Genomic DNA, 17,324 nt, shown 5'->3' on the forward strand with positions numbered 1-17,324 from the left:
CAGCAACCCTTCGGCCCTGGCGAGCGTCGAGGTAACCTCAGCCTGGACGCAGGAGGCTACTGGCCAGGAGGTGGGCGCATGCTGGAGGTCCTGAACCCGGAGCAGGCTTTGCCACTGCTGCAGGGATTGGCCAATGGAGCCCTCGGAGAAGCCGGTAGGCAAGCCTGGCAGGCGCTGGGGCAGCTCATTCGAGGTAAACGACCTGCCGCAGAAGACGGGGCAAGCACCGAGGTGGCTCTGCCCGAAGGTGCGGAACTTCCGTCGCTCGTCGACCACCTGAACACCTGGGCCGCGCAGGATCCGTCTTTTGCAGCGGCGCTGCACTCTTGGTGGCAGAATACAGCCCCACTGCGTGTTTCCCAGGACAGCGTCACGAACACAGTGGACGGCACTGTCTCAGGTCATGTGGTTCAGGCCCGTGACATCTCAGGCGGGATCTCGTTCTGATCTTGGGCCTCTTCGCCTCGCCGTAGTGCCAGGGCCTGACTCACCCCTGAGACGTACCGGCGGCCCACCCCCGACGAGACGGATGTCCGCCGGGCCAGTAGCGATGTGTCCGGACCGCTTCCGGCGCAGGCTCGGCTCAGCCATCATGAGGCGTGCACCGCTCGGTGCCACCCAGCGTCTGAAAGGCCCTCACGTGCGTCGTCCCGCTTCCCTCGTCCTCGCACTGGCGGCCGTCCTCGCGTCCTCGACGATCGGCATGAGTTCGGCCCAGGCCAGCCAGGCCAGCAGCAAGTCTCCGGAAGTGACCAGCGCGGCCGCTCGCACGACCACCGGCAAGGCGTTGCTGGGCAAGCTCAAGGTGCGGGCCGTGCACCGGGGCGGCTACAAGCGGGACAAGTTCGGCGAGGACTGGCTCGACGTGAACGACGACTGTCAGAACACCCGGTCCGAGGTGTTGCAGCGCGACTCCAAGGTCAAGGTCACCTTCTACTCCGCCAGCCAGTGCGCGGTGCTGACCGGGCGCTGGACGTCCCCGTACGACGGCCGCACCTGGACCGATGCCCGGAAGCTGGAAATCGACCACGTGGTGGCCCTCAGCGAGGCCTGGAAGTCCGGCGCCTCGAAGTGGAAGAAGGCCAAGCGTCTCAGCTACGCCAACGACCTGGGCTACGGCTGGACGCTCAAGCCGGTCACTCGCAGCGTCAACCAAGAGAAGGTCGACCAGGATCCCGCCGAGTGGATGCCGGACAAGAACCAGTGCACGTACGCCCGGCAGTGGGTGGCGATCAAGTACCGGTGGGGCCTGAGTGTCGACACCGGCGAGAAGCGCAAGCTGGCGAAGCTCCTGTCCGGAGATTGTGGGCGCATGAAGATGAAGGCTCCGGCCCGGGTTAAGTAGTTAATCTGCAGCTGGCCAGCTCGGTCTGTTCAGCAGCGGCTGCGTCTCGCTCACCAGGCTTCGGCGGCTTCGTGCGCTCTGCAAGCGTGCAGTGTCGTACCTGCCAACTGAGCACGCCGGGTCGGCGGCGAAGTTCACCGTCGTGGCGAAGAAGTCATGACCTCAAGCACCAACTGCGAACGGCGCACCCTCCGACGGGAGGGTGCGCCGTTCGTGCGAGCCCTGAGCTGAGGGCACCTCAGTGGTGCGTGCCCGCCGCCCATTTCACGCGCCAGTTGCGGTCGTAGATGACGACGTTACCGTCAGCCTGAACGGCCAGGCGGAAGCCCGGGTTCGGGCGTTGCCGCGTGTTCGAGGCCCACAACGGCTGGTGGTAGATGGCTCCCGCGCCGTAGTGGAAGGCGTACACCACGAGATTACCGTCAGGCTGGAAACGCAGGTGATTGCTTCGCGCAAGCCAGGGTACCTTGGTCTTGGAAGCCCAGCGCGGCCGGTTGTTCTCGTCGTAGATGACCAGGTTCCCGTCTCGCTGCATGCGCAAAGAAGCCTTGCCGATCTGGCAGGCCTGGCCTTCATGAAGATAGAAGTCCGGCGAGATCAGGAACATGCGCACGCCACGCCAGGTTGTTGTCGGTTGTCTGTGGCAGCTTGCCGAGTAGCCGGCGGCGACCCGGGCCGGCGCAGCCTGAGCTGAACTCGACACCCCCAGCCCTCCGGCCAGAGCCACGGCCAGGAGCACTGCGGAAATACCCCGCATGCGTGGGAAACGCCCTGCCAAGCCTTGCATTCCGAGTTTCACTGTAGCCCTCTCGTTGATCGGTTGGTGCCGTGACTTCAAGGTGACGGAGTCGGCCACCGATCGGTTAACAAGAGGTCTGAGGTAGGCGGTCAAGCGTCGAGCAGGCGCAGGTCATCCCACTGCACAACGCCGAATCGCATTGCGTACTTGACGATCTTGAGCCGCTTCTGGCCGTCGAACTTGACCCGCTCGCCGGCGTTGGGGTCCTTGCCGCACTTGACCGCCAGGTACTCGATCTGGGCGTTCACCGAGCTCACGGTCGCGTCGCTGTAGCGGACCGAGCCCTGAAGTCGCGCCACCAGAGCGTCGATGCCCGGCACCTCGACGCAGTCCTCGTTGCGCAGCTGCGGTTCGCACAGCGCCGTGAGCACGAGGAAGTGCTTGGACTCCTTGCTCCAGTTGAAGGCCACAGTGTTCGAGGGGTTCCGCGTGACCTGGTCGCGAAAGCCGGCGTCCATCGAAAATGCCTCGAAAAGCACGATCTCACCGCCCTTGCAAGGCCACATGAGCCGCGAGATTTCGAATGGCACGGGTGCGTCCAGACGCCCCGGCGGGATGCGGGCGAACGCGCCGCCCTCGTCTACGGAGACAACGCTGACCCAGCGGTCGGTGTGATTGCTGATCGTCCAGTGGTCCCCAGCGGTCGAGATGATCCCGAGGTCTCTCGAGACGTCGTGACGATTGCTGACCGGGATGTCGACCGGTGAGTCCGGCGTGGGGCGTCCAAAAGTGAGACGGTCGCCCGGCAGAAGCTTCCACTCGGACCGCCACGTCTTCGGAACGTCGGCGACCTTCAGAACAACGACCATCATGAAACTCCCTCACTGGGCGCGAGTCGCCGGACCCTCAGAGGTCATGGGTTGTACTCCGACGGAGTAGGGAAAATTATGCATGGCATTGGTTTTCACAAAAACTAGGGGGAGCAGTGAAGAAGCAGAGCATGGCCAGGATCGCCGCAGTACTCATGATTGCTGCCGCCTCGACGGGTTCGACTGCTGTGACGGCACAAGCAGCAACCACGCGTTGTGGTAGCTCCGCCAACGGCTTCGACTCCTACTGGGCGGCCCGGGACGCGAGCCGCGACAACCGAACCGTCACCCTGCAGAGCGGGCGCGTCTTCGACGAAAGTCACTCCAGTATCACGAGAGGGTATTACCGGGGGCGATGGGACTGGCGCAGTTGGAGGTATGTCGGCGGTGATCGGGCCTGGGTCGATCGGCGTTCCCCTCGGGCCTCCAGCTGGTTCCAGTGCGGCCCATTCGTCGGTTGGAAGTCCAACGAGATGCCCAATATCGGCTACGAGATGCGGGCCTGTATGGACTACAGCTGGGGTAGCGGGCGGCGCGTGCTCTGTACGGGTTGGTACGAGGATCATGCGCAGTGAACCGGTGAGGAACAGTGGGCATTGGAAGGTGCACCTATAGCGGGCATGCTGAGCCGTCCATCGACCTGAACGGCGCGCTGGCCGGCGACCGGTCAGCGTCCGGAGTACTGGGATCCCAGACGTGCAGGGCCAGGCAGATGCCGTCTTCCTGCGAGGGCCAGCGCTGGTACGGAGCAGCGATCGAGTACGGATTCGTAGGTCCCAACGGGGGTATTTGCAGCGCCTGATCGGCAATGGTGGTGTGCTGCGACTGGCCGGAACGGACCGCGAGCAGCTTGAAGTGGACAGCGGACGCCGGGGACTGTCGGGCGCCCACATTGCGTACCAGGACTCCCGCGTTCCACAGATTGGGGTTGTCGGTCCGGTGGTAGAGACAGGGGCGGAACTGCAGGCCCGTTCCCGGCTGTCCGGTGACCCAGTCATTGCCGCAGTCGCGAGCGGTGAAGCCACCCGGGATCACGGTGCCTATTCCCTTCGGCGGTGCATCGTCGTTGGTCGCGACATCCCAGCCGGTGGGATGGGTGCAGGGGGTCGAGGTGAAGGTCAGCAATGGTGAGCGAGCTACTCTGTCGGGCATCGACTGCAGGAATCCGCTGGTGCCGACGCATCGTAGGTCGCGCATGACCTTTGGCGTGGTCAGGACCGTGACCGTGTCCCCGGGGCCGAGGATCAGTTCCTGCTTCCACTGCGAATCAAGTTTCGGACGCTCACCGGCGTTCGACGTCACGTAGTCACCCCAGGCGGCCTCGACCCGCTGGGTTGAGTCCGAGGCCGAGTGGATCACCATCCCGCCGTAGTAGCTGCCCTCGCTGTGATGCACGCAGCTCTTGAACTGGAAAGCGCCCACCGTGCGGAACTTGCTGCACAGATCCCGTCCGCCAAAACCAGAATTGCTCTGGACGCGGCCGTAGGCAGCCTTGTCCACCGCCATTTTCGGCACGTCGGGACGGGCCAGTCGGAAGGTTGTAGCGCCGGCGCCACCACCGATCAGAAGGCTCAGAAGACAGCCGACGACAACGGTCAGGTAGCCGAGGGACCGCGGCACCGGTCTGGGGCTGATGCGCTCGGGCTCTACGGCCAAGCCAGCCCCAGGCGGAGGGGGTGTGGTCGGACGTCTGGGCATCGGGGCCGGCGGTTGTCTGCTGCCCCGGCTCGCCGCCTCTACGCGCCGGACGAGCTCCTGCGCCGTGACCAGACCTCGTCGTTGTCGGTCCGGGTCGAGGCAGTCCCGTACGACGTCACTCCAGACCTGCGGGAAGCGGGCCAGGTTCTCGTCCAGCTCGAGCGCCCGCTGGCCATCGGCATACTCCCGCAGGGCCTTGGCGCGCTCACCGGTCTCTACCGGGAACGGGTGCCTGCCTCCGGAGAGAAGCTTGTGGGTGATGACCCCCAGGGCCCAGATGTCGTGGGTGGCACGGATCAACGGCTCGTCGTCGAGTGTTTCTGGAGGGAGATAGTCGAGGGTCCCGGGGTGCCCACCGAAGGTTTCCAGATGGGTGTCCTCGGTGGTCTGGATGAGGTCGAGGTCTCCGATGCGGACCGAGCCGTTCTCCAGGACCAGGACGTTGCTGGGTTTGAGGTCTCCGTGAAAGATCGAGCCCTCACCCTCGACAAACTCGTGCATCCCCGCGACGGCGCGGTAGGTGTCGACGAGCAGGCGCTCGACGTTGATTCCCGGGATGCCCATGAGTTCGTCGAGGTTGCACTCGGCCAGTTCCATGACGACAGCTGCGGCCCCGTCCAGCCGTGGCATGTGCTCGTCGCGGATGTCCAGCACGTCGTAGATCCCGATCGACCAGGGGATCTCGCCCCGGTCCCGGATCGCCCGGTCGCGGTCCATGCACAGATGGAGACCGCGGCGCCCCTGCTCGCTGAGTGAGCGGGTGAACTTGAGCGCAACCCGGTCAGGACCTGCCGAGCGGGTGCCGGTCGGCGTGGAGACGGTGAGATCGGCGTGCTCGCGGTAGGCCGCATAGACCGTGCCGTACTGGCCCGACGCGATCAGCCTGCCCACCGTCCACGGCCCGATCCGGTATCGGGCGGGAACGTCCAGTGCTGCGGGCGTCATAAAACGCGTTCTGCCATCGGTCACCATGTGAGGCCCCCTGTCCACTTGGCAACTGAGCGTTGTCCAACTTGGGCGTGACCCGGCAGTAAGGCAAGAGCGAACAACGAATACGGACACCATCAAACTCTGCTGAAGTCCGACGGTGCGGTTCTGTAGACGGTGTAGGTGGCACGATTGGCCTTCTACGTGAAAATTCTTGTCTAGGATGAATTTAGAGGCGTCCTGTCATCGGAATTCCGCTTTTGGCCGGGTCGTCGTCACAGCTCCAGCGGTTGAGCACCGTGTCACTTCGCGTGGTCTTCCACGAAGGCATGCGCCCGCATCGTCCCCTGCCTGCCCGGCGGCAACTGCGTAATCACGAGCATCGCCCAACGCCCCTCACTGGTCTGCACGCAGATCCGTGTCCCCGCGCGCATTTCCGCCACCTTCACATTGCCGCCTGCCCCCGGCGCCAGTTCTCGGCACGCCTCGGGATCGGCGTCCCAGCCGACCTCTTCGACCCGGTTGTAGCGCTCGGTTTGCGTGGGGTCCCAGCCGCCGACGAAGTCTGGGCCGGTCCGTGTGCGGTAAAGGTCGGGGCGGGCGTAGTCGGGGGAGTCGGTGGGCATACCTATGCCCATTTCGGTCTGCTGCACGGCGGGGAGGTCCAGGTCATGAGCGAAGCCGGCGCGTAGGTCCAAGTCGAGCTCGCGGAACCCGTCGTCGGCTGGCTGCCGGGCGGCATTGATGGCCAGCGTGCGGTTGGGGTCGCCGGGGAGGACCAGGGCAAGAGCAACGCCGCACACGGCGGTCAAGGCGAGCGCGCCGCTGACCAAGGCGGCCGGTCTCCAATAACGTACGTTTGTGGGTGCGGCGGTCGGTGAGGTCGCCGCCGGGGTGGCTGGGTCTGCCCTCGGCGGGTGGGAGACGGCGGTAGGGGTGGGGTCGGCCAGCACCTTTCGGTGCGCTTCCCAGAGCGCGGGGCCGGGGTCTACGCCGAGTTCGTCGCGCAGTCGTCGGGCCGTGGCGTCGTACAACTGCAGAGCTTGGGCGGTGTGGCCGGCCTGGTGCAGCGCGCTCACGCCCAGCTCGGCGAGTTCCTCGTCCAGGGGGTGGCGGGACAGCAGGGGCTGGAGATTGCCCACCACTTCGTGAGCCCGCCCGTCGCGCAGCTGCGCCCGCAAGCGGGCCTTGCTCACCGACGTCCATTGTTGGTGCAGTTCGTGGGCGCGCTCGCGGACGCAGGCAATGTCGGGGACGTCGGCGAACGCCTCTTCGCCTCGCCACAGTGCGAGGGCCTGGGCCAGACGGGTTTCGGCGGCTTCGTGCTCGCCCTCGGGCAACAAGGACAGGCCCCAACGGCTGATGTCGTCGAAGCGGTAAAACGCCGGGGTCAGTGTCGTCGAGGGTGAGGCGGTAGCCCTGGGGTTCGGTGCGCAGGATCTGCCAGGGCTGGCCCGGCAGGCGTTCGGGTTCGAGCAGGTCGCGCAGGTGCCCCACGTAGGTCTGAATTGTGATTGCGGCACGTGCGGGGGTGCCTTGCCTGCGCGCATAGGCAAGCGCCTATAGATGCACCGATTCGTTAGATACACATATCAGTTTCCCAACGCAACTAAACTATTTGAGACACTCGCCACAAGGTCAATGGGCTATGTGTCGAGTTGGCTTGTCGCCATATGTGCGACCTGCTAGGTTTCAACCCGCTTGCATGAATTACGGCCGGGGCGAATTCGCGACAGCAAGGTTCTATACGCACCCCCGTTTCGATCGCCCGGCTGTATGCATGCGCTCTCATTGAGCGTCAAGCGCTTAGCACTACGAATGGCCTGTAGTTGCAGGCCAATCCGACAAGGGGTAAGGCACGTGGCAAGAACCAGAATCGCAGCCGTGCTGTCACTGATGGTGATCCCGTTTGCAGCGCTGCCGGCGTCTGCTGGCTCAACGGGAGACTCGCCTTCGTCTTCGTTCCAAGGCTTGGAAGCCTCGACTGAGGTCGACACTTTTAACCGACGAAGACTGTCTGCGAACGCTACCCAAAAATATGGATGACGCTGTCTGTCAGGCAAAGATGATCACCGAAGTCTCGGAACCCGAGGCAGTCACTGCGGCTCAAGCCAAGGGGCAGAGTGAATCGGTCATGCGGGCGGCGGCTGAGGGTACGCTCAAGAGTCGCCAATGGTCACAGAGCTCCAAATCCAATCTTGGTGGCATCGCCTGGACGGAAAAGCATGAGGGCGTCTTCTGGTACAGCGGTCAGTACGCCTGGATCAAGAAGTACAAGAACAAGACAGGCTGGCACGAGTGCGATCTTGGGCAGTCCGTCGGCTACAGCATCAGCGTGAAGAAATGCAGTCAGCCTGCGGGGCATGAACGTGGATTCGATCTGTACGACCGGTTTCAGGTTCACCTGATCCTCAAGCAGATTCCGCTGAAGACAAGTCAGTGCATGCTGGTTCACCCGAACGGTGATGGCACTCTGGCGCGAACGGCCGACTGCCGCTAAGGAGATCGATGAACATGGCTGTGCGATCACGGAATGAGACGTTGGCCCTCGTTGCCATCGTTCTCGTTGGACTTGTGGTGCCTCTGGGAGGCATCCTCACCGCCGTCATTCTCAGTTTGACTATGTTTCGGGACAATCCCGCGATGAAGCGAAGCGCTCTGATCGTCGGCCTGGGCGTCACCGTAGTGGAACTCGTGCTGTTCGGACTGGCCGTTTGGGGGCTTCAACCACAGTGAGTCACGCTCGGATCGCGGATCGCGCCGGTTGCTGCGAAAGCAGGTAAGCCGAAGGCACGTCAGTGCCCACCGCGGGCAGCGCACGGTGGAGAACAGCCCGGTCTCGGACTGCTGCCCCAGGTTCGGTATCGGCGCGCGGACCACGCCGTGCTACACCGAGACCCCAGCTTGGGCTGCCCTGAGATTCTTCCGAACTTTTCCTGGGGCCGGTGCATCGAAGTGGTTGGAAGCAAGAGCCAGTCCCTTCGCTGCACCCCCCTGGAGGAAGCAATGTTCAGCGCCCGTCTCTCCCGCCGTACCAAGGTCGCGACCGCCGTCGCCGGCGTGCCCGCCGTTGCTGCAGGGCTGTGGCTGAGCACCGGCGTTGCCGCTGCCGACGACAAGCCTGCTGTTCAGAGCGTGTCGGCCGCGGTGGCCGCGCCGAACACCGACGACCCGGTGCTGATCAAGGCCCCGAAGTACAAGGGCAAGGACCGGATCCTCACCGTGAACAAGGGCGGCACGATCTCGCTGAAGCGCTCCAAGCCCACCGCCTCGAACGGGCTGTCCACCGAGGGCACCTGGATGGGGCTGACCAAGGTGGGCAAGAAGTACCAGATCATGAGCCTGAACGACAGCCACGAGATCGACGCCTACTGCATCCAGCAGAAGCAGAACGGCACGATGAACCTGGCGCTGTGCGACAGCCAGAAGAAGAACCAGCTGTTCTCGTTCAAGCCCACCGGCAAGCAGTACACGATCCACGGCAAGTGGGGGCACCTGGAGACCTACAAGCGCCAGGTGACGTACCTGCCGGCTGAGCACGCTGGGCCGGCGGCGAAGTTCACTGTGGTGGCGAAGAAGCAGTAGCAGTTCTCAGCTCGCCGGTGGAGTGCCGAGGAGGATGGCGTAGCCATCGTCCCGGCACTCCAGCCGGTTTGTACGTAGGGCTGCGATCCGCTCGCGTTGTACGGCGGTGGGCTGGCTGCGCAGCGCGGTCCAGGCCGTCTCGGTCAGCTTCTGCACCTCGGGAAAGCCGGTGTCGAGCGGTTGCTCGCGGTTGAGCAGCCAGGAGGCGGCGATCGTGCGGGCTGCGTACTCCTGGTCCAGGGTGCGCGAGTCGTCAGCTTCGGCGCACCACATCGCGCCGGCACCGTCGAGAATGCTTTCTTTCAGGCTGGTTCCGCCAGTTACCAGGTGGCCGTCGCGGTCTAGGACCAGGTCTACGAGAACGGTTTCCGGCGGCTGACGTTCGCTTGTGCGGGGATCGCGAGAGTCTTGAAGGACGGCTGTGGGCGCGTTGGGTAGTTGAGCCAGCGCTCGCAACGCGGCCCGGGCCGGAGCGGCCAGCTCGGGCAGGGATTTGGCGTAGGGGCGGGCGACGCAGACCCGGGGCAGTCCTTCGGCGCAGACCAGCTTCGTTGCGCTGGCGTCCTGTATCTGCGCCTGATTCGGCGACGGGAACAGCAGCAGGGCGGCGGTGAGGCCAGTGATGAGGACGGCGCCGGTGACGCTGAGAGTCCGCCGCCGGTCCCACTTCGTGACCGAGCAGAGCAGCAGGCCGGCGATGCCGAGGGCCAGGAACCAGGTGGCTTGACCGGCGTTCGTGCGGGCGGCGGTGGTGGCGAACTGGCCTGCGTCCGGTCCCAGGTACGAGGGGAAGAGGAGCCAGGCTCGGGACGGGTGGTACTCGGCCAGGAACAGTCCGAGCCCGATCGTGGCCATGGCTACCACCCCGACCACCGGTACCAGCAGGCGAGAGGGCAGCGACCGGCCCAGGGCCAGTCCGAGCAGTGCGGCTGCGGCGATGGCGAGCGCCCCGGCCAGCAGTGACCAGGCCCAGCCTTTTGGCCAGTACGTGTCTGTCTGGGCCGCAGCGATCAGTTGGTCGGCCGGTGCCACGAGGTAGGCCGCAGCCAGGCCGAGGGTGAGCAGGGCTGCCCGCGGCACGATCCGGGTCCAATGGCGGGTTGTGGTGCTGAGTAGTTCGCTCACTCCCGCGGCTCTGTCCCGCCCGCCGATCGCGGTGCCGATCGCCAGGGCCAGCGGCCAGAGCAGGAAAAGGTTGTTCTGGTGGCCGGAAAGGACCGGCATCACCAGGCCGGGCCAGCTTCCGGACATCGGGTCTTGGGCGAGGAAGTTGGCCATCACGAGGAAGCCCACGCCGAACGGCAGAATCATGGTGCGGCGCACCTCGCGCCAGAGGATCCGGGCGATCACTGGATCACCCGCTCCAGCAGGACGGCCAGGCCGTGCTCGAGGCTGCTCCCGGCTTCCCGCACCTGTGCGATGCCGCCCCGGAACGCGAATCGCCCGGTGTTCATGATGAGGACCTCCGCCGAATCGGTGGCCACGTCCTCGATCAGATGGGTCGCCATGACTACGCAGGTGGATTCAGCCAGACCCCAGAGCAGCTCGCGGATCTTCTGCCGGGTCTGCGGGTCCAGCCCGGTGGTGGGCTCGTCTAGGAGCAGGATCGGCGGGTCACCGACCAGGGCCTGAGCCAGCCCGGCCCGGCGCACCATTCCGCCGGACAGTGTGCGCAGGCGGGCGTCGGCCTGCTCGGACAGGCCGACCAGGTCGATCGCGCGTTGACTGGCGGCCGGAACATCACTGGTGGAGACGCCTTTCAGCCAGGCCAGGTACTCCACGAACTCGCGCACGGTGTAGCTGCGGTAGTACCCGAAGTTCTGCGGCAGGTATCCCAGCGAACGGCGGACCGCTCGCAGGTCGCCCCCGTCGTGCACCGCCTGGCCCACCAGTTCGAGGCGCCCACCGGTCGGTCGCTGCGCAGTGGCGAGAGCACGCAGCAGCGTTGTCTTTCCCGCTCCGTTGGGCCCGAGAATGCCGTAGACGCCGTTGGTCAGGGCCAGATCCACGCCGGAAACTGCGACCTTGCGTCCGGCCCGGACGGTCAGGTTCTCGGCCCAGACCGGCCAGGCGTAGCTGATCGGTTCCATGTCCTGCTGGGATACGCCCTGGACCACCAGTTCCTCCAACGTGCGTCGCGACTCAGAAATGACGTGGGTCCTGCTGGTATCCGTCCCGCAGCCGGGTCAGCGCCGCTGCTGACACCAGCGCGACGGCAGCCCAGAACGGGGCTGCCGCGGGCTCGAGCGGCACCGGCGTGGAGCCCTGGGCGAGCACCGGCAGGATCACCGCCAGAGTCCACAGTCCGACCAGGGCCGCGGTTGCCCGGCCCACTCCGATCACCGCGCCGAGCGTGAGCGCGGCCGTGGTCATGGCCAGGCCGGGCAACAGCCAGAGCGCCGGTGAAGCACCGACCAGAAGTCCGGCCAGTGTCAGCGGAGGCAGGATGACGATCAGCGCGGCAAGCGTGCGGCGTAACACCAGGCTCAGCCCGGCCTGGGCGGTGACCGAGACCAGCGCGTGCGCCCGGTCGGTGAACCGGTTCCATGAGGCCGCCACCCCCAAAGCAGGGACGATTGGCGCCACTAGGAGGAGCAGTGGCGTTTGGTCAGTGCTCGCGTTGAGGTCCAACAGCATCGCGGCCAGGGGGATGGCCAGCACACACAGCAGCCAGGGCATCGCTGCCGGGGCGGCCCACCGGGCCATCTGGCGGCGGAACCGATGCCTCAGCCCCCACCACCGGCCGTGGCCGGGACCGAGGCGAGGCTCCAGGGCCGTTCTTACTGATTGGACGAGTTCGGTCACCCTGGGATCGGTCGTTACCTGCCCCACCTGCTCCCGGCAGGCCGGGCAACTGTCCAGGTGCGCCTCCAGCACCCAGAGCGCCTCGCTGGGCAGGTCCTCACCCGAGGCGTAACGGGTCAGCATGGTTGCGGACACGTGAGTGGTCATGACAGCGCCCTCCGCAGGTGCAGTCGGGCCCGGCGCACGCGCGTCCTGACCGTTGCCTCCGGAACCCCGAGCAGGCCCGCCGTCTCCCTGGCGGTCAGCCCGTCCAGGACCATCAGTTTCAGCGCCGTGTGAAGTTCGGGGCTCAGCCCGGCCAGCGCGTCGGTGAGCGCGGCGTCCGGGATGCCCACGAGGACCTCGTCCTCTGCCGCGGGCTCGGACCGAACGGGCTCAGCGATCACTGCCTCCCGCTGCCGGGCCCGGCGGCGGAAGGCGTCGATCAGTCGGCGGGAAGCGATGGTCCACAGCCATCCGCCGGCGCCCCCTTTACCGGCGGGTGCGCCCACGTAGCTGGCTGCGGCCTGCCACACCGCCAGGTACGACTCCTGCATGACCTCGGCCACGATGTCGTCATCGGCGCAGCGTCGGTGCAGGCGGACGGCGAGCCACGGCGCGGTGCGCCGGTAGAACTCGTCGAAGGCGTGGCGGTCGCCGCGAGCAATCCGCCGCAGCAGTTGCTCCTCGTCGACCTCGCCCAACCCCGCACTCTGGTTCACACAGCGCCTGACGCCCTACCCCTGGCCGAATGATTCACTTGGCGTTGTGACCTGGCTCACTTGCCTTGAGCAGGTGCTGTTCGGTGCGGGCGACGATGCCGAGGAACGTTGCGTTGTCGCCGTACGCGCGGGCCAGGATCAGCCCGCCCTGGATTGCCGCGACCGCGTCGAGCGCACGATCGGCCGCCTCCTGAGCGGGGAGCCCGCCGGTCCGCAGTGCCTGCGCGAGCGCGTCGACCCAGTCGGTGAAGTAGGCCCGCACTGCTTCGGCGAAGGTGTCCTGTTCCTGCCCCAACGTCATCGCGGCGAACAGGCACACGCTCTCGCGGGAGGTGAAGTAGTCGGCCACCTCCCGCGACATCGCCTCGATCGCCTGCGGGACGTCATGGGCCGTGCGCAGGGGCGTGAAGATCTGTTCTTCGAACCATTCGCCCACCTGCTCGAGGACGGCCCGAGCCATGTCCGTCTTCCCGTCGGGGAAGAAGTGGTAGAGGCTCCCGCGCCCCAGGCCGGCCTCCCGCTGGATCACCGACAGGGAGGCGCTTTCGAAGCCCCTCTTGCGGAAGACGCCGGCCAGGGCCCGGACCGCGTCCGAGCGGTCGAGAACAGTTCGTGCCATTACAGTCCGAGTTCGCTCAGGCCGGGGTGATCCGCCGGACGGGGGCCTGAAGTGTCCCAGAAGAACTTGCGCTCGGACTCCTCAATGGCCACATCGTTGATGCTCGCGTGGCGGTGGGTCATCAGCCCGTCCTGGTCGAAGCGCCAGTTCTCGTTGCCGTAGGCGCGGAACCACTGGCCTTCCGCGTTGTGGTATTCGTACGCGAAGCGCACCGCGATCACGTCGCCGGTGTAGGCCCACAGCTCCTTGATCAGCCGGTAGTCGAGTTCGCGCTCCCACTTGCCGGTGAGGAACTCGACGATGGCGGCGCGGCCCTGCGCGAAGGTCGAACGGTTACGCCACCAGCTGTCCTCGCTGTACGCGAGGGAGATGCGCTCGGGGTCACAGGTGTTCCAGGCGTCTTCGGCGATGCGGGCCTTCTGGATGGCGCTGGCCTCGGTGAAGGGCGGGAGGGGAGGACGAGACATGATCTTGCCTTTCGAGAGTCTGTACCGATCGGTTCGGCCTGTACTGAAAGGTACAGACGCGCTGGTGGAGGTGTCAATCGCGGGCGGCTCGGGCAGACGCAAAAGTTTTTTCGGTCGAAACCCATCCGAAGCGGGGTGGGCACCGAACCCAGCCCGCAACGTCAGTCCATCGATCACTCGGAGGAACAAAAATGCGTCTGCGTCGCCGCGTTCTTGGGGTTGCCACCGCTGTCACGGCCACCATCGGCGTGTCCTCGGTTGCCCTCATGGCCTCCCCGGCATCCGCTGACACGACCGGCAAGGCCGCCGCCCCGGGCGAGAAGGCCCTGGCCTCGGTGCTTCTCGCCGACAAGGGCAAGTTCGACCACAACAGCAAGGACTTCGACGTCCTGCGCTCGGCCGTGCTGGCCGTGCTGAAGGAGAAGCCGAAGTCCCCGGTGGGCGTGCTGACCAAGGGCGACACCGCCCTGACCGCGTTCCTGCCCAACGACCACGCCTTCAGGGTCCTGGTCAAGGACATCACCAAGGCGCACAAGCTGCCCTCGGAGAAGGCCGCCTTCAAGGCCGTGGCCGGCCTCGGAATCGACACTGTCGAAACGGTTCTGCTCTACCACGTCGTGCCCGGCGCCACCCTCAGCTCCAAGGCCGCGCTGAAGTCCGACGACGCGGTGCTGAAGACCGCCCAGGGCGGCACGGTCAAGCTCAACGTGTCCCTGCGCTACCCCAAGGTCGGCTTCCACCTGATCGACGCCGACAAGAGCGACAAGAACGCCCGCGTGATCGGGGTCGACGTGAACAAGGGCAACAAGCAGATCGGCCACGTCGTGGACCGCGTGCTGCGCCCGGTCGACCTTCCCTAAAGACGCCTGTCTGGGGCCGGAGCTGAAGTGTGCTCCTCACACTGAAGTTCCGGCCCCGGCCGGGTCTGCCGTCTATTCGGGTGTGCTCAGCTCTGCCATGTGCCAAAGCATGCGTTGGGTCTGCTTATTCGTTCCCTTGGCCCAGATGATCGTGTCGTGTGCGGGGTCACCCTTGACGACGCTGTACCCCCGTTGCTCCGCGATGGAGTGGAGCTTTCGGGTGGACATGTTGAGGTAGTACTCCGTGGGATCGCCGTTGCCCGACCCGTTGCCCCAGAGCACGCCCGTCCTGGTCAGCGACAGGTTCCTCTGGCCCGCCACTTCGTCGGCCGCGATGACGGTGCCCACTTCATGGGTGGCCAGATCCAAGACGAAGATCTGCCCAGGCTCAGACTTGGACGACCACCCCGCTTCGCCGACCTTGGGGGCGCTCACGCCCCAGGCGACGTAGGAGTCCGAGGCCACCAGATCAACGATTTCCGTTTCCCCGTAGGGGATGCCGCGAACGATTGTCTTTTCGGTGCCACCGTCCGACACCGCCCTACGGCGGATCTCGTAGCCCTTGGATGCCCCTGGGGTTCGCGTAACGTAGACCAGGTCACCACCAGCGGCCGCAGGCAACACCGAGTTCTTGGCCACAGTCTCCACCTTGGACCTGCCCGACAGCTTGGTCCGGAGAATATTGAACTCCCAGTCCTTCTCGGCTGCCGGATCGGGCGTCAAGGTGGTAGCGACGGTCGCCGCCCAGTACACCCAGTCCCCGATGACCACCGGATCGGTGCCCCCGAACACGGGGAGCGGGCGCGCCGGGGGCTTCAAGGGCTGGCTGTGCGCCAACTCGCGTACGCCCGATCCGTCCGTCTCGGCCGTTCGCAGACTCCATTCTTGGAACATCAGATCCGTGCTTGGGGTCTCCATCCAGACCAGGCGATCCCCAACGCGCTTCATCCCGTCCGACTGCCGTTCAGCGCCCTTCAACACGCCCCTGGCCTCCCGCCCGGTCTTGGCCGCAGGAACGAAGCCCTTGGTCTGACTCCACAAGCCCACCCTGCTGAAGGTGTTCAGCGTGTGGCCGGCCCCGTCCAAAGACCTGAGGCTGCTCTCCTCAACGAGAAGATCCTTCTCGGCGGAGATACCCCCGGGCGCAAGCATGCGATCGGCAGAATCAGCCTTCAGCCGCACACGGGCCGCCGGTTCTTTGAACTGCACCGGCGTGGCCTCGGCAACGTCAAGGACGAACGACAGCTCCCGGTCAACTTCGATCCGACCGCCAGTCGGTGACGGGTCGGCGCTCGATGACTCCACCCGAGATGGCCGGGTCGCCTTCGCTGTCTGCGGATCGCCTGTGCAACCGATCAGGCCCGCAACGCAGGGCAGCACCAACAACAGCGTCAGGTTCCGAGACCTCATGACTGCTCGAACGCTCCATCACTCTGTGGTCAAGACGGGCTCGCGCCACTCCGGCCGGATCCCCACGGTCATTCCTGTTTCGATGCGCCCAAGTTCGCAACCCCCATCGTCCCTGATGACCGTCGTCGTATTCTCGCGCGTATGAACGTTGACGGTCTGCCTCTTTCGGAGTTCGCGTTCCCCGGGCCGCTGCGCGACCAACTGGTGGCGGCGATCCTCTCCGGGGCGAAGACCTCGACCTCCGGCCTCGTGCTCTTCTACGAGCGGGAGAACGAGCCCTTGCCGCAGGTCGGGCGACGGTCGGCGGTGGTGGACTCGCAGGGCCGGCCGGTCGCGGTGATCGAGCTGACCGAGGTGCGCGTGGTTCGGCTCGCCGACGTCGACCTGCAGCACGCGGTGGACGAGGGGGAGGGGTTTGCGAGCGTGGCGCAGTGGCGGGCCGGGCATGAGGAGTTCTGGCACAGCGCCGAGGTACGGGCCGAGCTCGGTGATCCCGGGTTCACGGTGAACGACGACACTCTGGTGCTGGCTCAGCGCTTCCGGCTGGTGAGCGCGGTGACCAAGCTGTGACCCCGTTCGGAGGCGGAAAGTCGCATACTCACGTCCATGGAGAACGGCCGCCCGCGGGCGCGATCAGACTGGATCATCGAAAGCGTCCTCGCTGTGCCCGGTGTGGTCGGCGTGATCTTCTTCCTGATCCAGGCGGTCATCTGGGCGGGTTCGGGGGATCAGACACACATGGCGCCGGTCGGGGTCATGGGGGCGCTCATGATGGCCGGCATCTCGGCTGCGTTCGTCGCTCCGCTGGCCAGCAGCCTCTACCAGCACAGGCAGTCACGGCCACAGCGGTAGGGCTTCACTGCCCCTCGCGGGCGGCCCGGACCGCCTTGACGTTGTCCGACGACGAGGAAAGTTCCCACTTTCTGCCGAAGTTCACGTACAGCCCGCGCAGCTGGATGTGCACCATCAGGGGGCGCGGGGTTGCGGTCAGCACCGATTTCAGGTGGGCGAGCAGGAGCAGGTAGGCGCCCCGGTCGCCGGTCTCGTCGGGGAACAGATACTGGCCCTGTTCGTACACGTAGTCGAGGTAGCGGGCGAGCTCGTGGGCGTCCATTACCATCGCGACCGGTGGGCGGAACTCGTTCAGCCCCCAGCTGTGGATGCGCACGAACGGCTGGCGGCGCATGATCAGCCGCTTCAGCCCCCGGTCCACGATCAGCTCGACTTCCCCACGTTCTTGCAGGTCGAGCAGCAGGCCGTTGATGCCGGGCATGGCGGACCCTCCTGAAGCCGTCAGTT

Annotated in this window: 21 protein-coding genes; 9 read left to right on the forward strand and 12 right to left on the reverse strand. The window is 65.8% G+C overall.

The window, feature by feature from the left end:
• Nucleotides 1–78 precede the first annotated feature (78 nt).
• Together LWF15_RS19945 and LWF15_RS19950 are read left to right on the forward strand one after the other, a co-directional pair.
• On the forward strand, nucleotides 79–447 hold the full coding sequence (locus tag LWF15_RS19945) for a hypothetical protein (RefSeq protein WP_232812377.1): 369 nt from the start codon (nucleotides 79–81) through the stop codon (nucleotides 445–447).
• Between the two features lie 193 nt (nucleotides 448–640).
• On the forward strand, nucleotides 641–1,345 hold the full coding sequence (locus tag LWF15_RS19950) for an HNH endonuclease family protein (RefSeq protein ID WP_232812378.1): 705 nt from the start codon (nucleotides 641–643) through the stop codon (nucleotides 1,343–1,345).
• A 238-nt stretch (nucleotides 1,346–1,583) separates the two neighbouring features.
• On the opposite strand, the gene LWF15_RS19955 is transcribed toward LWF15_RS19950, so the two are convergent.
• Nucleotides 1,584–1,958, reverse strand: coding sequence for a hypothetical protein (locus LWF15_RS19955; RefSeq protein WP_232812379.1), 375 nt, complete (start codon nucleotides 1,956–1,958; stop codon nucleotides 1,584–1,586).
• Between the two features lie 275 nt (nucleotides 1,959–2,233).
• Nucleotides 2,234–2,953 (reverse strand): hypothetical protein, encoded by a 720-nt coding sequence (locus LWF15_RS19960; RefSeq protein WP_232812380.1) that lies wholly within the window; start codon nucleotides 2,951–2,953, stop codon nucleotides 2,234–2,236.
• Nucleotides 2,954–3,069: 116 nt separating this feature from the next.
• Between LWF15_RS19960 and LWF15_RS19965 the strand changes: the two genes are divergently transcribed.
• Entirely contained in the window at nucleotides 3,070–3,528 is a 459-nt protein-coding gene (locus LWF15_RS19965; RefSeq protein ID WP_232812381.1) for a hypothetical protein, read from the forward strand.
• Nucleotides 3,529–3,562: 34 nt separating this feature from the next.
• Here LWF15_RS19965 and LWF15_RS19970 read toward each other — a convergent pair whose 3' ends face one another.
• A complete protein-coding gene (locus LWF15_RS19970) occupies nucleotides 3,563–5,713 on the reverse strand; it encodes a serine/threonine protein kinase (RefSeq protein ID WP_232812382.1) in 2,151 nt (716 codons plus the stop codon).
• Nucleotides 5,714–5,880: 167 nt separating this feature from the next.
• Nucleotides 5,881–7,128, reverse strand: a complete 1,248-nt coding sequence (locus LWF15_RS19975; RefSeq protein ID WP_269810505.1) for an AfsR/SARP family transcriptional regulator — start codon at nucleotides 7,126–7,128, stop codon at nucleotides 5,881–5,883.
• A gap of 515 nt (nucleotides 7,129–7,643) precedes the next feature.
• Between LWF15_RS19975 and LWF15_RS19980 the strand changes: the two genes are divergently transcribed.
• From LWF15_RS19980 to LWF15_RS19990, 3 genes are all read left to right on the forward strand, one after another.
• On the forward strand, nucleotides 7,644–8,078 hold the full coding sequence (locus tag LWF15_RS19980; protein ID WP_232812384.1) for a hypothetical protein: 435 nt from the start codon (nucleotides 7,644–7,646) through the stop codon (nucleotides 8,076–8,078).
• A gap of 8 nt (nucleotides 8,079–8,086) precedes the next feature.
• Nucleotides 8,087–8,314: a hypothetical protein gene (locus LWF15_RS19985; RefSeq protein WP_232812385.1), complete on the forward strand. Its 228-nt coding sequence runs from the start codon at nucleotides 8,087–8,089 to the stop codon at nucleotides 8,312–8,314.
• A 270-nt stretch (nucleotides 8,315–8,584) separates the two neighbouring features.
• Nucleotides 8,585–9,163, forward strand: a complete 579-nt coding sequence (locus tag LWF15_RS19990; RefSeq protein WP_232812386.1) for a hypothetical protein — start codon at nucleotides 8,585–8,587, stop codon at nucleotides 9,161–9,163.
• 6 nt (nucleotides 9,164–9,169) lie between these two features.
• Here the strand turns inward: LWF15_RS19990 and LWF15_RS19995 are convergent, their stop codons facing one another.
• From LWF15_RS19995 to LWF15_RS20020, 6 genes are read right to left on the reverse strand one after another with little or no spacing between them, the layout of a single operon-like run.
• Nucleotides 9,170–10,513, reverse strand: coding sequence for a hypothetical protein (locus LWF15_RS19995; protein ID WP_232812387.1), 1,344 nt, complete (start codon nucleotides 10,511–10,513; stop codon nucleotides 9,170–9,172).
• Nucleotides 10,510–11,280 carry an ATP-binding cassette domain-containing protein gene (locus tag LWF15_RS20000; RefSeq protein ID WP_232812388.1) on the reverse strand — a complete coding sequence of 257 codons (771 nt, stop codon included), beginning with the start codon at nucleotides 11,278–11,280 and terminating at the stop codon, nucleotides 10,510–10,512. Before LWF15_RS20000 ends, LWF15_RS19995 begins: the two co-directional genes overlap by 4 nt.
• Nucleotides 11,281–11,305: 25 nt before the next feature.
• Nucleotides 11,306–12,115, reverse strand: coding sequence for a zf-HC2 domain-containing protein (locus LWF15_RS20005; protein ID WP_232812389.1), 810 nt, complete (start codon nucleotides 12,113–12,115; stop codon nucleotides 11,306–11,308).
• Complete coding sequence (locus tag LWF15_RS20010; protein ID WP_232812390.1) at nucleotides 12,112–12,651, reverse strand: RNA polymerase sigma factor; 540 nt, start codon at nucleotides 12,649–12,651, stop codon at nucleotides 12,112–12,114. The genes LWF15_RS20005 and LWF15_RS20010 overlap by 4 nt, the downstream gene beginning before the upstream one ends.
• Nucleotides 12,652–12,703: 52 nt before the next feature.
• Nucleotides 12,704–13,288, reverse strand: coding sequence for a TetR/AcrR family transcriptional regulator (locus tag LWF15_RS20015; protein ID WP_232812391.1), 585 nt, complete (start codon nucleotides 13,286–13,288; stop codon nucleotides 12,704–12,706).
• Nucleotides 13,288–13,755 carry a nuclear transport factor 2 family protein gene (locus LWF15_RS20020; protein WP_232812392.1) on the reverse strand — a complete coding sequence of 156 codons (468 nt, stop codon included), beginning with the start codon at nucleotides 13,753–13,755 and terminating at the stop codon, nucleotides 13,288–13,290. Before LWF15_RS20020 ends, LWF15_RS20015 begins: the two co-directional genes overlap by 1 nt.
• A 191-nt stretch (nucleotides 13,756–13,946) precedes the next feature.
• Here LWF15_RS20020 and LWF15_RS20025 point away from each other — a divergent pair, with 191 nt between their 5' ends.
• Nucleotides 13,947–14,615, forward strand: coding sequence for a fasciclin domain-containing protein (locus tag LWF15_RS20025; protein WP_232812393.1), 669 nt, complete (start codon nucleotides 13,947–13,949; stop codon nucleotides 14,613–14,615).
• 72 nt (nucleotides 14,616–14,687) lie between these two features.
• Here the strand turns inward: LWF15_RS20025 and LWF15_RS20030 are convergent, their stop codons facing one another.
• Nucleotides 14,688–16,025, reverse strand: coding sequence for a hypothetical protein (locus LWF15_RS20030; RefSeq protein WP_232812394.1), 1,338 nt, complete (start codon nucleotides 16,023–16,025; stop codon nucleotides 14,688–14,690).
• A 141-nt stretch (nucleotides 16,026–16,166) separates the two neighbouring features.
• Between LWF15_RS20030 and LWF15_RS20035 the strand changes: the two genes are divergently transcribed.
• Entirely contained in the window at nucleotides 16,167–16,595 is a 429-nt protein-coding gene (locus LWF15_RS20035; RefSeq protein WP_232812395.1) for an ASCH domain-containing protein, read from the forward strand.
• Between the two features lie 36 nt (nucleotides 16,596–16,631).
• Nucleotides 16,632–16,877, forward strand: coding sequence for a hypothetical protein (locus tag LWF15_RS20040; protein WP_232812396.1), 246 nt, complete (start codon nucleotides 16,632–16,634; stop codon nucleotides 16,875–16,877).
• A 4-nt stretch (nucleotides 16,878–16,881) separates the two neighbouring features.
• Here the strand turns inward: LWF15_RS20040 and LWF15_RS20045 are convergent, their stop codons facing one another.
• On the reverse strand, nucleotides 16,882–17,298 hold the full coding sequence (locus tag LWF15_RS20045; protein ID WP_232812397.1) for a hypothetical protein: 417 nt from the start codon (nucleotides 17,296–17,298) through the stop codon (nucleotides 16,882–16,884).
• Nucleotides 17,299–17,324 lie beyond the last annotated feature (26 nt).

The organism is Kineosporia rhizophila (assembly GCF_021277265.1).
GTDB classification, from domain to species: domain Bacteria; phylum Actinomycetota; class Actinomycetes; order Actinomycetales; family Kineosporiaceae; genus Kineosporia; species Kineosporia rhizophila.

Excerpts from the sequence above, each read along its gene's own strand:
- LWF15_RS20020 (WP_232812392.1), bottom strand. The coding sequence starts at position 13,755 with ATGTCTCGTCCTCCCCTCCCGCCCTTCACCGAGGCCAGCGCCATCCAG.
- LWF15_RS20040 (WP_232812396.1), top strand. The coding sequence starts at position 16,632 with ATGGAGAACGGCCGCCCGCGGGCGCGATCAGACTGGATCATCGAAAGC.
- LWF15_RS20035 (WP_232812395.1), top strand. The coding sequence starts at position 16,167 with ATGAACGTTGACGGTCTGCCTCTTTCGGAGTTCGCGTTCCCCGGGCCG.
- LWF15_RS19980 (WP_232812384.1), top strand. The coding sequence starts at position 7,644 with ATGATCACCGAAGTCTCGGAACCCGAGGCAGTCACTGCGGCTCAAGCC.
- LWF15_RS19985 (WP_232812385.1), top strand. The coding sequence starts at position 8,087 with ATGAACATGGCTGTGCGATCACGGAATGAGACGTTGGCCCTCGTTGCC.
- LWF15_RS19960 (WP_232812380.1), bottom strand. The coding sequence starts at position 2,953 with ATGGTCGTTGTTCTGAAGGTCGCCGACGTTCCGAAGACGTGGCGGTCC.
- LWF15_RS20025 (WP_232812393.1), top strand. The coding sequence starts at position 13,947 with ATGCGTCTGCGTCGCCGCGTTCTTGGGGTTGCCACCGCTGTCACGGCC.
- LWF15_RS20045 (WP_232812397.1), bottom strand. The coding sequence starts at position 17,298 with ATGCCCGGCATCAACGGCCTGCTGCTCGACCTGCAAGAACGTGGGGAA.
- LWF15_RS19975 (WP_269810505.1), bottom strand. The coding sequence starts at position 7,128 with ATGCGCGCAGGCAAGGCACCCCCGCACGTGCCGCAATCACAATTCAGA.
- LWF15_RS20005 (WP_232812389.1), bottom strand. The coding sequence starts at position 12,115 with ATGACCACTCACGTGTCCGCAACCATGCTGACCCGTTACGCCTCGGGT.
- LWF15_RS20015 (WP_232812391.1), bottom strand. The coding sequence starts at position 13,288 with ATGGCACGAACTGTTCTCGACCGCTCGGACGCGGTCCGGGCCCTGGCC.
- LWF15_RS19945 (WP_232812377.1), top strand. The coding sequence starts at position 79 with ATGCTGGAGGTCCTGAACCCGGAGCAGGCTTTGCCACTGCTGCAGGGA.
- LWF15_RS20030 (WP_232812394.1), bottom strand. The coding sequence starts at position 16,025 with ATGAGGTCTCGGAACCTGACGCTGTTGTTGGTGCTGCCCTGCGTTGCG.
- LWF15_RS19990 (WP_232812386.1), top strand. The coding sequence starts at position 8,585 with ATGTTCAGCGCCCGTCTCTCCCGCCGTACCAAGGTCGCGACCGCCGTC.